Source organism: Hominimerdicola alba, assembly GCF_900112155.1.
Classification (GTDB): Bacteria; Bacillota; Clostridia; order Oscillospirales; family Ruminococcaceae; genus Hominimerdicola; species Hominimerdicola alba_D.
Genome location: NZ_FOKQ01000011.1, coordinates 66409 through 80011, shown reverse-complemented (window position 1 = coordinate 80011; position 13603 = coordinate 66409). Strand labels below are relative to the sequence as shown.

The 13603-nt window shown below is 44.4% G+C and carries 10 protein-coding genes; 4 read left to right on the top strand and 6 right to left on the bottom strand.

Annotation, left to right across the window (positions count from 1 at the left end):
• Positions 1–28: 28 nt before the first annotated feature.
• Complete coding sequence (locus BM265_RS07990) at positions 29–577, bottom strand: hypothetical protein (protein WP_074961049.1); 549 nt, start codon at positions 575–577, stop codon at positions 29–31.
• A gap of 436 nt (positions 578–1013) precedes the next feature.
• Between BM265_RS07990 and BM265_RS07985 the strand changes: the two genes are divergently transcribed.
• Positions 1014–1460 carry a LytTR family DNA-binding domain-containing protein gene (locus BM265_RS07985; RefSeq protein WP_074830291.1) on the top strand — a complete coding sequence of 149 codons (447 nt, stop codon included), beginning with the start codon at positions 1014–1016 and terminating at the stop codon, positions 1458–1460.
• Between the two features lie 19 nt (positions 1461–1479).
• Complete coding sequence (locus tag BM265_RS07980) at positions 1480–2205, top strand: hypothetical protein (RefSeq protein WP_074961048.1); 726 nt, start codon at positions 1480–1482, stop codon at positions 2203–2205.
• A 97-nt stretch (positions 2206–2302) separates the two neighbouring features.
• Here the strand turns inward: BM265_RS07980 and BM265_RS07975 are convergent, their stop codons facing one another.
• Positions 2303–2932: an SH3 domain-containing protein gene (locus tag BM265_RS07975; protein WP_074961047.1), complete on the bottom strand. Its 630-nt coding sequence runs from the start codon at positions 2930–2932 to the stop codon at positions 2303–2305.
• A gap of 312 nt (positions 2933–3244) precedes the next feature.
• On the opposite strand from BM265_RS07975, the gene BM265_RS07970 reads away from it, so the two are divergent.
• Positions 3245–3904, top strand: a complete 660-nt coding sequence (locus BM265_RS07970) for a hypothetical protein (RefSeq protein WP_242940804.1) — start codon at positions 3245–3247, stop codon at positions 3902–3904.
• Between the two features lie 60 nt (positions 3905–3964).
• Here BM265_RS07970 and BM265_RS07965 read toward each other — a convergent pair whose 3' ends face one another.
• The 4 genes from BM265_RS07965 to BM265_RS07945 form a co-directional block, all read right to left on the bottom strand.
• Entirely contained in the window at positions 3965–4609 is a 645-nt protein-coding gene (locus BM265_RS07965; RefSeq protein WP_074961045.1) for a hypothetical protein, read from the bottom strand.
• Positions 4610–5977 (bottom strand): sensor histidine kinase, encoded by a 1368-nt coding sequence (locus tag BM265_RS07960; protein WP_081358399.1) that lies wholly within the window; start codon positions 5975–5977, stop codon positions 4610–4612.
• Positions 5974–6648 carry a response regulator transcription factor gene (locus tag BM265_RS07955; protein ID WP_074961044.1) on the bottom strand — a complete coding sequence of 225 codons (675 nt, stop codon included), beginning with the start codon at positions 6646–6648 and terminating at the stop codon, positions 5974–5976. Before BM265_RS07955 ends, BM265_RS07960 begins: the two co-directional genes overlap by 4 nt.
• Positions 6649–8563: 1915 nt before the next feature.
• On the bottom strand, positions 8564–10003 hold the full coding sequence (locus BM265_RS07945; protein ID WP_074961042.1) for a nicotinate phosphoribosyltransferase: 1440 nt from the start codon (positions 10001–10003) through the stop codon (positions 8564–8566).
• Positions 10004–10500: 497 nt separating this feature from the next.
• On the opposite strand from BM265_RS07945, the gene BM265_RS07940 reads away from it, so the two are divergent.
• A complete protein-coding gene (locus tag BM265_RS07940; protein WP_074961041.1) occupies positions 10501–13125 on the top strand; it encodes a dockerin type I domain-containing protein in 2625 nt (874 codons plus the stop codon).
• Positions 13126–13603: the final 478 nt, after the last annotated feature.

Here is a 13603-nt window from a genome sequence, read left to right as displayed (position 1 = left end):
AAATATATAGCTGTAATTATACGACGAATTATTCTTCGTCGGTAGTTACCTCATCAGCATCCTTGGTCATTGTCCAGCTGTAATCAGCCTTTACCCTGTCGCTGTACTGCTCCAGCAGCCAGAATGTTGCAGATTCCTCGTTAAAAGCATATACTCTGCTGTTATCAGAGGTTATTGCAGCTGTCATTACAAGCTCGCGGTCGCCGTCTTCGCTGTCGAACACTTCAAATACATAGCAATCAGTGCCATCTATCTGCTGTTCGCCGAGATAACCGTAGAATCTCTTGACATCCTTTCCTGCCTTGGGGAAATTCTTATCTATAGACTTTATAACGCGGTCGAAGGACTTCTCAGCCTCCGCAGGTATAACAGCAAAGGTCTCACGAGTTGAAACTGTAAGTCCGTCTGTTGTCATCATATCGGAAGTGATATCCTCACCCTCGGTAGATATCATAAAATCAACATCGTTTGCTGCCGCGCTCTTTTTGTTCTCTTCTATGAACGAACTCTTTGTACAGCTTGCAAGGGATATTACGAAACAAACTGCTGCGAGTGCTATCTTTCTTTTCATATTCATACTCTTATATATCCTCCGTTCAGGAATAACATCATCCGTATCCGACGACGGATGATCCGACAAACTTTATCGGTCTATCTGAATTACTTTTTCTGTATGAGGAATTATATCACACTCTTAAATAGTTGTAAAGAGTTACGGCAGATTCGTTTACAATTTTCCCCGTTATGAACAATCCCGACAAAAGCAAGGTCGCCTTTTTGTATATTTGCACAATGAGAACGTTGACACGTAGTATAGTTTACACAAGACATCTTCTGTATTCACAGCAAAATGACATGGTATTCCCGTACAGCTAGTATTCCGTGGCGATAAAAATGCGAACTGTGTGCCCACATATGCAAGGTATGCCGAAGCTATTGCTTTTTCGTCTGTGGTCGGTTATAATGTAATCAAGATAAGCGCTCTTATCAAATAAAAAAGGAGGCGGTGCAGAATGAAAGTCAGGCTGCTTGTGAGCGAGGAAAAATATACCGAGATATACAAACAGCTGTCTGCGGCGGGTATCGAGATAGATGACTCTGCCGACCTAATTCTCAGCGAAAACAATGTCTGCGTGAAATACCTTATCGGCAGACAGGGCGATGATATATTCAGGCTGGATGTCAGGGAGATAACACATATAGAAAGTTTTGCCCATGACATAATAGCTTACAGCGGAGGTGCGGAGTACAAACTTACTGAACGTCTGCGCCGCCTGGAGGAGATACTTGATCCCAAGGAATTCATAAGAGTGAGCAATTCAGCTATCGTGGCAGTACACCATATAAAAAGTATACGTCCTGCCATCTCACAGAAATATCTGCTGACCCTCACCGATGGCAGCAAAGTCGATGTAACAAGAACATACTATTATATATTCAAGGAATTCCTGGGAATTTAAAAGAAAGGAGCAAACGATCATGACACCTATTTTTGCAGTAATACTTGCGGCACCTATCGTACTGGGCATAACAGTGCTGATATATATGTTCTGCTACCGCAGAAAGATAAACAGACGTCTTGCGGAGGGCAGTATAGCAGAAAAAAGAAAAGGCAAGCCCATGATGCCGCCCATAGTATTTGTACTGGTGACTATCATATGCGTAAGCATAGTAACAGCACTGCTGGTGATAGCTATAAGCTATTTCTCGATCAACACATTCACTACATCCAGATCTAACGGCGGATTTGACAGAGAATCCCTGATAGATATGCGCATGATACATGAAGAAGATCTTGAAGACAGCCTTTTTGAGGGATACAAAACGGGTGATAATATAGCAGGTTATACCATGCACAAGCAGGAGAGCGGAGATCTTACATTCTATTATTATATGATCAATGCCAATATGCAGGGTATACTGCCAAGACTTATCATAGCAACTGAAGCATCGGGAGACACATCAGGACTTTGCCATGGTATTTCGATAAATGCAAAAGAAGGATTCAAAACTTTAGGCATCAGCGGCGGCAGCAAATTCTATATGTGTGCCATAGAATGTACGGAGTTTGAGGGTGATCTCAAAATAAAAGAATACTATTACGATGAAGAATACCTTGGCGAAAAATATGACATACAGTATGAATCAGCCAGATATAAAGGCACCATCGAACTGGATATGTCCTATACCGAGCCCGAAGAATGATCAAAAAGTGTGCTCTGCTGTATGCGGGGCACACTTTTTTGACATTCATAAGGAACAAAAAACACCCCACAGGCTGTCCGCGGGGTGTTGGTATTATTTAGTTCAGTCCTACAGGAGCAGTGAAGTAGTTGCCCCACGCATAGCCCTCCTGACCGTTGTACTCAACATAGAACCAGTTGTTCTCGTTGCGTATGAAAGTAACTTCAACGCCCTGGGGGATAGTATCCAGTGTAGCGGAGCTTGAAGAAGGCTCAGGATGGAGGAGCACCGCACCTGTACAGGTTATCTTCTGTGTATCCTCATCGTCTTCGTCTTCATCCCGCTTCTTGGAAGTTTTCTTCTTGGTGGACTTTTTATTATCTTCACGCTCGGTAGCCGTTTTGGTCTCGGGGGCATGATATTCTGTAGATGTGATGGTACCTGTAGCCACAGGACCCTTTTCTGCGCCTGTAAACAAGCTCTTCCAGAAAAGCATTATTACTACCACAACTATCAGCAATGTCAGCATTATAGCGATGATACCCTTTACTGCTGCTGATATCTGTGCATCATTTTCCTGCTGTTTTCTTGATCTTCTCGCACCCTGTCTGTTTGGCGAGGGACGTCTTGCGCCCTGTCTGTCGGGTCTTCCCTGCATATTATTATGCTGGCTCTGTCTGTACTGACCGCCCTGTCCCTGCATGGGCTGGCGGGAGTAATTATTTCTATGCTGATTATTCTCGGGCATTTGCCTGTCTTCCTTTCAAAGATTAGCGCATCGCGCTCTCACAAAATATTTCACTTTATTATTATAACGTTTTACAGACAAAATGTCAATTAAAATTCGGTTACAGTAAACCTTAGTATTTTCTTAATATTGGTCATATGAATATTACAATGTTATATTGCCCGAAAATTGCGCAGTATATACGTTATTAGCGCATTATCCTTGTTGACTTGAAGTTCACGGGATGGTATAATCAGTATTGTAATAACTTATGTTTCCGCGAAAGGAATTGATATAATGAAAAAGTTCTCTGCAATTTTTACAGCGGCTGTCATGGCATTTTCGCTAGCACTTCCCGCATCTGCCGCAAAGCACGAAGACCCAGCTGTTGCACATATAACCTATGCCGATGCTCCCGAGGGGACAGTCTACACGGATATACTTATCAAAATGACTACCGATGACGAAAGCTACACCGATTTCACACAGTCTCCCGAGGTCTGTAAGGATGGTGCAGAAGGCGGTACATCTTTAGGTATAACTGCCGACAGCGAGATAGCAAAGTACAGCGAAGATGGATATATCAGCCTTTCACTGCACCACAAAAAAGCCCTGGCTCTTTGCATATACTCCGATGAAGAACTGCTGAAAATGGCATCGACTAAAACCGAGTCCTGCGATTTTATCGACCTCAGCATAAACTACGGTGATTTCAAGGCGGCTTATGTCGACGATGAGGGAAATATCCTTGGTGTGACTTCGGCTTCGGAAACAGCCTACTCAATGGATACGCCTTACGGATTCAGCACAAATGGCGATTCACTGACATTTCAGCGACACGGTGCTCATCCGCGTACTATATCAATAATGATAGCTGTGTCAGCACTGGTGGTGATATCACTGCCTTTGATAATAGGTTTCATAGTAAGCAAGCACAAGAAGCGTCTGAAAGCATCAGAACTTGCCAAAGAAGCGCAGGATGAAATGAAATAAGTTATAAACGAAAACAGCGGAAAATGTCGGGCTGTATCCTGACATTTTCCGCTTTATTTTTTATTTGATGATCTCAGCTTTGGTGACATAAATAAGTTCGCAGGCGCCGTCGCCTGTGTCCGTTCGGGTGGTACTGCTGTTCCATTTGAAAGTGTTGCCCTTTCCGTCAGCGGCATATACGTCTACCAGGTAGCCTTTCAGCTTCACTCTGTCGCCGCGGCGAATTTTCAGCACTGTACGTTTTACGCTTTCATCAGCGGGGATAATATGGTTGTTCGATGCACTGCACTCGACGTTCTCAACATCGCCAACAGGCATCAGATCGTCTATATCATCCACGTGCCAGGAACAGTATCTGCCAGACTGCGACCAGTGGAAATCTATCCTGTCGTTATATTCAGCCGTTTTGCCCCAAGCCAGTGCCAGATCAACGGGTGCCAGCGCACCGCTGATTTTTGAATCGTAGCGCTTTGTGTGAACTACCAGCGCTTCGATCTCGTATCCTGCCTTGAATGTGATATCGGCTTCGTAGCCGTTAACGAATTTCTTGGCAGAGCCCTCAGCTTCTGTCTGCACAGGCTCGCCCAGACCTTTTATACCCCTGCGCACTCCCCTGCCCTCGACGAACCTGTACACAAGCACACCGACAACAACGGTCAGCAGAGTGAGAAATATTATTTTTCCGAGCTTTATTCTTCGACCCATTTACATCATATCCTCGATCTGATAAGGCAGTTCGACTACGAATACTACACCGCCCTCAAAGGGGTTATCCACAGTGATCTTTCCGTCTGCCAGGTCAACTATCCTCTTTACCAGCGCCAGACCAAGTCCGTTGCCCTCTGTGGCACGGGATCGGTCGCCCTGATAGAACTTCTCGAATATCTTGTCCTTTTTCTCTGCGGGAATCTGGGGGCCGTTATCCCATATCTTGGCAACGATACCCATTTCGCCGCGGAACAGATTTACCTTTATCTGTCCGCCCTGGGGTGTGAATTTTATCGCGTTGTTGACTATGTTCTGCCATATCTGACCCATGAGATCCTCGTTACCCACATAGATTATATCCTCAAGGTCGATATCCATATCGATATCCTTTTTCGACCACTCGGGTTCAAGCATAAGTATGATCTTTCGTATCTGCTCGTCTATGCGGAAACGCTTCTTCTTGCCGATGGTGGTCTGGTTCTCCAGCTTTGTCAGGTTGAGTATATTGGATGAAAGCTTGGAAAGTCTTGATGTTTCATCAATGATTATCTGAGTATACTCATCCCTGTCCTCCATACTGAGAGTGGGGTTCTGCAAAAGCTTAGCGAAGCCCTGTATGGAAGCCAGCGGTGTTTTGAACTCGTGTGATACGTTGGAGATGAAGTCGCCTCTCAGCGTTTCAATACCGGAAAGCTCCTGCGCCATCTTGTTGAAGTTGCGCTGAAGAGTGCCGTATTCGTCCGTACCGTTCTCCCGTACTCTTACGGAGAAATTACCTCTCGCGACCTCGGAAGTCGCCATACTCAGGTCGTGTATGGGCTGAAGCATGGTGCGTCCCACAAAGGTGGTGATGATGGTACCCAGCATTATACTGGACATGAACGCCACGATGGTAACAAGGTTCACTATCCAGAAAACATTCTCACTGTTGAAAGTATTCACACGGACATAAACGTCGTCTATAACGGTTATCATTTCAGCACTGGGCACTATGCCCTCGGTGCTTATGTAGTATCCCGATTCTTCGATCTCTTTCTTGTGAGCCTGCACGTCCTTGTCATCTTTATCAAGCCTTGTGACATCATAGGAAGAATTGTTCAGCAGACTTACGATGCGCTCATACCCGTAGCCGTCCTTCTGAAGCTCGAAAGCAGAAGTCGCAAATGATGACATCTGGGTAGTGGCGTTCTCTTTCATCACAGGGCTGAATATCAGCAGCAGCACACTGACTGATATGCTGGCTGAAATGAACATTACTATAAAGAACATCATCGCCAGCTTGAACTGCATGGTCATTTTCTGCTGCGGCGGATGTCTGACAGGCTTCAATGAAGCGGGAGGGGTATTATTTATCGCTTTTTTCACTGTTTTACCGCCTTATAACCCAGTCCTCTGACTGTTACTATGGAAAACGCCTCAGCATCGCCGTAGCGCTCACGCAGACGCTTGATGTGTACGTCCACCGTTCTTTCATCAACGTCCTTATCCATGCCCCACAGTTCGTCAAGAAGCTGTCTGCGGGTAAATATCTTGTTGGGATAGGAAAGCAGCTTGAACAGCAGCTTGAATTCCATCTGTGGTATGGTCTCACCGGCCTGACCGTCAAAAGCAACGGTCTGGGCATCGTAGTCAAGCACACAGTTGCCCACCGTCATGGTGTGCTCAGATGCAAGCTTAGACCTTTTCAGCAAAGCGCCCACACGGAGTATCATCTCGTTGATATCAATGGGCTTTACCATATAATCATCGGTACCCGCATCGAATCCCACTTTTTTGTCCTCGAAGCTCTCCTTTGCCGTTACCATTATAATAGGCATCTGGAAATTTGCGCTCCTCAGCTGTCTGGTAAGCTCGTAGCCGTCCATATTGGGCATCATGATGTCTGAGATTATCAGATCGATATTGGTCTTTTCCAGCATATCCAGAGCCTCAATGCCGTCGCTGGCAGTAAAAGGCTGATATCCATTCTGTTTCAGGGCTGCGCTCATAAGGCGGCGCAGGCTGGCATCGTCTTCAACAACAAGTATCTGGAACATTTGAATCACTTCCCTTTCTTCTATAATTTTATCCGATATATCCAAAAATAAATCTGAGCCGAATCGATTTATTTCATTCTATTATAAATTATACCCCAGTTCTCAGGGTTTTGCAAATACTTTTTTGCTCATTCACAAAATATTTACAATTGTTTTGTGACATCGGTTCAATAAAACAGCTCCATGAATTCATATAATTATATCTTGATTCCTGAAATTACCATTTTTCCAACACAAGATCATCACAAAAGCAGTGTTTCTGCATATATCGCCGCGGATATTTGTATGGTCATTTGTACAAATATACAAAGTTCGGCACATTTTTAAAACATCTCTATAGTTCATGTTCGGTTCATATAAGAGTGTTATAGTATAATCAAGATAAAAGAAGAAGGTTCGGCGAAGCGGTAAAGCCTAGTGTCCGGCGAACCCCAACTCTATGAATTTAGATGTTTTCCCTCGCGCGATCCCCCAAGTCGCACTTCACTGAACATTAGGTTTTACCGCTTCTCTGAATAACATAAAAAATTGGTGCTTGGCAGAGCTTACAAAGCCTTGCAGGTTCTGTCAATCATCAAATCCCTTTCATAATTCTATAAGAAAATTAATGCTCATTTCACGCCGATTCAGAAGTGGGCGTTAATTTTTTGTCCTAAAAACCGTACCGTTAAAGTTCAGGTTCAAAAAACGAGAAAACGTTTGAAAAAAATTTTGAAAACCACCCGAAAATTCATTCTCGGTTCACATAAGGGTGGTATCATATAGTTACAGTAAAGGAAATACCACGAAGATCCCTCCAAAAATTTCTTCGTATTGATGTTTGGCAGAATCTGTGAAACGCCGAAATTTGCGGGTTTTTCCAAACACCAAATCCCTTTCATAATTCTATAAGAAGATTAATGCTCATTTTACGCCGAATCAAGTGAGCATTAATTTTTTTGTCTTTTTGCAGACTGAACATCTGAGCGGCCGCTGCAGAAATAATATCAAAGAAAACGATTACGTTTTCTTGATAAAATCAAAAAATCCTTTCGAAAATTCATGCAGGGTTCACATAAGCATGGTATCATATAAGTACAGTAAAGGAAAAGACAAGAAAGTCCCTCCAAAACTTCTTCGTCTTGATGGTTGGCAGAGTCCGTAAAACGCCGAAATTTATGGGTTTTGCCAAACATCAAATCCCTTTCATAATTCTATAAGAAAATTAATGCTCATTTCACGCCGAAAAAGTGGGCATTAATTTTTTGCATTTTTGCAGAAGAGCCTGACAGAAATGATGCAAGGTCATCGGCTTAAACGTTTGAGAAAATTTCTAAAAAAAATTTTTGGAAACCTCCCGAAAATTCATTCTCGGTTCACATAAGGGTGGTATCATATAGGTACAGTAAAGGAAATGACAAGAAGATCCCTCCAATTCTTCTTCATCATGATGATTGGCAAAGTCCGTAAAACGCCGAAACTTATGGGTTTTGCCAATCACCAAATCCCTTTCATAATTCTATAAGAAAATTAATGCTCATTTCACGCCGAATAAAAGTGGGCATTAATTTTTTTGTCTTTTCGGGGACTGCTCTTTTTGTAATGACAAATCATTTAACTAAAACGTTTGATATTTTTTTGAAAAATCTCAAAATGAAGCCGAAAATTCATTCTCGGTTCATACAAGGGTGTTATTATGTAATTACAGTAAAGGAAGAAACAAGAAAGTCCCTCCAAAACCTTTCTTTGGTTGCTGTTTGGCAAAGCTCATAAAACGCCGAAACTTGTGGGTTTTGCCAAATACCAAATCCCTTTCATAATTCTATAAGAAAATTAATGTCCATTTCACGCCGAAATAAGTGGGCATTAATTTTTTTGTCCTGATACCAAAAACAGCCCTTTCTGCATCTAATCAGCAGAAAGGGCTTATTATTCGTTATCTTCCCGAATTCAGGAGATCGTTCTTGATATCCCAGAGTTTTTGAGATAGATCCACATAGTAGTTGTGTGGGTTCTCAAATCGTGTGACTTCATCCCAGAGGGTACCGACTTCTTCCGCCGCATATGCTACGATATCGGCGTAGGCAGGCTTTTTATAGACCAGCTTTCCGCCTGAGAAAATTGGCACCAGAAGTTCGCGGGCTTCAAAATCCGTGACTGTCTTTTTCTTCCAGGTGTAGTTCGGGTCGAAAAGGGTCAGGGGCTCGCTCTCGCTGATGACTTCATCGTGCACGCACAGCAGGTCGGCTATGGCCTTGTGGTTCTCCTTGTCGTAGATGCGGTACACTTTCTTGAAATGTGGATTGGTGATCTTGATAACATTCTCGCTTATCTTGATCTTCGGGATGATGTAGCCGTCGGTGTCTTCAACGGCTACAAGCTTGTATACTCCGCCGAAAACAGGCTCGCTGCGGGCGGTGATGAGCCTTTCACCCACGCCGAAACCGTCTATCGCCGCACCCTGGAATATCATATCACGGATAATGTATTCGTCCAGAGAATTCGATGCGATTATCTTGCAGTCGGGATAGCCCGCATCGTCCAACATTTTTCTCGCCTTTTTGGAAAGATAAGTGATATCACCCGAATCCAGCCTTACACCAACGGGGCGCTTGCCAAGGGGCTTCAGAACATCGTCAAAAGCCTTTATCGCGTTGGGGATACCGCTTTTCAGGACGTTGAAAGTATCCACCAGCAGCACGGTGCTGTCGGGATAACATTTGCAGTACGCCGCGAAAGCATCGTACTCGCTGTCAAACATCTGAACCCAGGAGTGCGCCATAGTTCCCGTTGCGGGGAAGCCGAAAAGCTGATCGGTTATGGTGCAGGCGGTATTCTTCACGCCGCCGATGCCCGCAGCCCTCGCACCGAGGATAGCCGCGTCAGCACCGTGGGCACGCCTTGAACCGAATTCGCTGACTGCCCTGCCCTGTGCAGCTCTGGATATGCGGTTCGCCTTAGTCGCAATTAGGGACTGGTGATTTATGCACAGCAGAAGATAAGTTTCTATCAGCTGAGCCTGGATCGCAGGGGCGCGAACCGTGATTATAGGCTCATTCGGGAAGATCACAGTACCCTCGGGAACTGCCCATACGTCACCTGTGAATTTGAAGTCTGCCAGATATTTCAAAAATTCCTCGCTGAATACGCCCTTGCTGCGCAGATAGCTGATATCTTCCGCAGAAAAATGCAGGTCTTCGATATAATCGATTATCTGTTCAAGTCCGCAGGCAACTGCAAAGCCGCCCTCGTCTGGTACTCTTCGGAAAAACAGGTCAAAGTAAGCTATCTTGCTGTCCATTCCGCTGAGGAGGTAGCCGTTGCCCATTGTCAGCTCATAGAAGTCACAGAGCATGGTGTAATTCAGTTCGGTCATTTTAATCTTCCTTTCCGTTTAGGATAGTATTTTTGGGACAGCTTGGCGCTGTCTACAATAAGGATACCACAGAGGGGATGTAATGTCAAGGAAAAAAGCGCGAGAAAAGCAAACTAGCGGGAAACGCCAAGGAAGAGAGCTTTGGGTCAAGCGTGGCGCGGCAACAAACTTGCGCACTAAACAAACTATGCCGCGAATCAAAGCGCGCGGTTTATGCGACTGCGTGCTCTGTTTCTATGACAATTTTGCCCCATATCATGGTGGTGACTTTCCCCCGAACAAACACAAATTGGATGTTTGTTCGGTTTTTTATATTTTGTCTTGTTGAATATGAACAAATCACGCTTCGGAATTTCAGTTCAATTACCTTGTTGAAATTTCTGCAGAAGTATGTTATAATTGATTTAATAAAAGAAACATATTAAACACAGCGAAATAATTTATAAGTATTAACAAATTAATCGACGAGGTTCCGATGGGTGTGGAGGAGGATCGAGATGAATAAAAGGTTGGTAAAAGGTCTGTTTACGGCTGCAATTGCATCGGCAGCAGCAATGTCCGCTATGGTGTGCGCTGAAGCTTATGAGCTTGAAAGGCATACTCAGTCTGAAATCAAAGAAATGTATCAGAAGATGTACTTCGATCTCCATGATGTTCCTGCTTACAGTGAAGCTTATTCCACGAAATCTCCTACGTATGCGGGCAAACTTGAACAGGATACCCTTGATGATGGTCTGGATTCCATAAATTTCTGCAGATATCTTGCGGGTCTGCCCTATGATGTTGAGCTTGATGAAAGCTACAACGAACTGGCGCAGAATGCCAGCCTGATCATCCATATAAATCAAGGGCTGAGCCATGATCCCACCAAGCCCGCAGTTATGAGCGATGAGGTATATGCTCTGGCGAAGCAGGGTTCAGGAGATTCAAATATCGGCAAGGGATATATGAATATCCAGGCATCGGTGGTAGAGGGTTATATGTTCGATACTGATGCCAGCAATATATCAAAGCTGGGTCACAGACGCTGGATACTCAGCCCGGATATGCAGAAAACCGGTCTGGGTGCGGTATATGACGGAACTGCGATGTATGTCAGGGACAAGACCCGTAATGATAAATTCACGGGTGATTATATATCATGGCCGCCATCGAATATGCCGAATGAGTTTGTTTCTGTGGATGAGAAGGACGGCTACGCATATTCCGTGACCCTCAACACAAAAGTATACTCCGCGCCACAGAGGGACAAGGTAAAGGTCACAGTGACTTCAAAGCTTACAGGCAAGACTATGACTTTCGATAAGAATTCCCCCTGCGATGCATCTCAGCTGATCGGATATTTCGGTATCAGCGATGCAAACATAGCTTCGAACAATAACTGTATAATATTCAACCCGGGGCTGTTTCCGAAAAACGACGTGGTTGACGTTAAGATAACAGGAATATACGACAAGGACGGCAAGGAAAGAACCATCAGCTACAAGGTCAATTATTTCGATCTGCTGGACGAGGACGATTATACTGTTGGGTTCCCACAGGAAAGCTATGAGATCGAGATCGGCGAACCTCTGCTGATAAAGGGCTATGACCACCCCTTGATAACAGGCGGATACCGTATCTGGAGCAGCTGCAATAACGGCGGAAGACTTCGCGATTATGTGGATATGATACAGTCAGGCGGAAATATATACATGACCCCTACTAAGGAAGGCGAAATATACCTGTATGTTGGCGACGGCGAGAGTAGTTTTGATGATGTATACTGCAAAGTAACGATAACCCATAAGCATACCCGCGGTTCGTGGATAGTTGAGAAAGAGCCTACCGCAACAGAAACGGGCTACCGTTATAAGGAATGTACAGAATGTCATAAAAAAATTGATGGCGAGGCAATGCCCGCTAAATCAGTGGCTGTTGCTGATATAGAGTTCGTTGATGAAACCCATATCTATGCAAACAGTGCGGTTGAACCCAAGATAAAGGTCCATTCAAGCGGCAAGCGCCTGACCGAGGGTGTTGACTATACTGTCAGCTATAATAACAATAATGCTGTGGGTACGGGCAGTCTGACGATAAAAGGCATCGGCTATTACAGCGGAACAAAGACTGTAGATTTCGTGATATCAAAGCGCGACCCTGTTCAGCTGAACAAGCTGGATATCACAGTCAAGACCAATGATCTGGTATATACAGGCGACGCGGTAGAGCCGAAGATAACTATAAAAGAGGGCGCCTACACTCTTCAGAAGGACAAGGATTATACTGTGGAGTATACCGATAACAAAGACGTCGGCACAGGCAAGCTGACCTTAACAGGCAAAGGCGATTATGTAGGCTCACAGATCTACACCTTTAAAATAGAGCCCGCCGATATCGGTTATCCCTGGAGCATCGAAAAGATAGATGACGTAAAATACACAGGCAAGCCCATGAAGATAAAATTCGAGCTGAGAAGCCCTGTTTCGGGGGCGGCAATGGTCGAGGGCAAGGATTATACAGTATCCTACAAGAACAATGTCAATGTAGGTACAGCAACGATAGCTGTTGCAGGTATCGGCAATTACAGCGGTACTGCGGAAATGAATTTCAACATAGTTTCAACCGAGGACTACAAAGGTCCCGAAGAGCGCGATGATGTTATCGAGATAGAATGCAACACCGCACTGACGATAAAGGGTGGCGACAGCAAGACACAGGTAGTGTTTATAGGCAGTAACGGCGAGATCATCAGGGAGAACGCTTCTGATGACGGAAGTGTGTATGCCGACCTTCCCGAGGGCGAATACGTGGTATGGGTTCTGGGATATTCATGCAGACCCGTAAAAACAGTTATGACCGTCGGCAGTACTCTGAGTGTGGCTGATGTTAAGGTATGCAGGTACGGCGATATCAACCGTGACGGCAAGATAAATGTTACCGATATCACATTAGTTGCTGCATACGTAAAAGGCAAGCGTGTACCTGCTGACGAAGAGCAGTCCGACCTTGCAGATGTTAACCGTGACGGCAAGCTCACTGTCACCGATATCACTAAGATAGCGGCACATTCAAAGGGCAAAAAGATACTTGCGGTCAATGAGGAATTTGTAATACCCGAGCTGGCAGAAAAAGCAAACTAGCGGGAACTGCAAAAGAGGGGAGTTTTGGGTCAAGATTTTCGCGAAAAGGTTGACTATAGCTCCCCTCTTTGGTATTTTGTGAAGAATTGCGTTTTCGGCAAAAAAGTCCATATAAAACAAAACCAAGCTCAGAGGTCCTTGGCCAAAACCTTTGAGCTTGATCTTGTTGTTTTTTATAAAGTCGGGTTAAAAGTGGTAATGTCAAAATTAAGTTCGATACGGAGTGTTTTGTGTTCTCTGTATCTTATGTATGTATTATATACCATTTTGACCCGACGCACATCACCCAAAGTGACTAGATGATTGTAAACGTTTTGTTAACAAATGAATCTTCTAACAAATATTTATTATGGCTATCCATTTACCACACTGCTAAAATGCCAGATCGAAATGGATATATCATACTGGCGGTTTCTATTCCTCGCCTGCGGCGGGGAATAGAAACCCACCAAACTTTCGTTATATTCCTTTAAGTGCG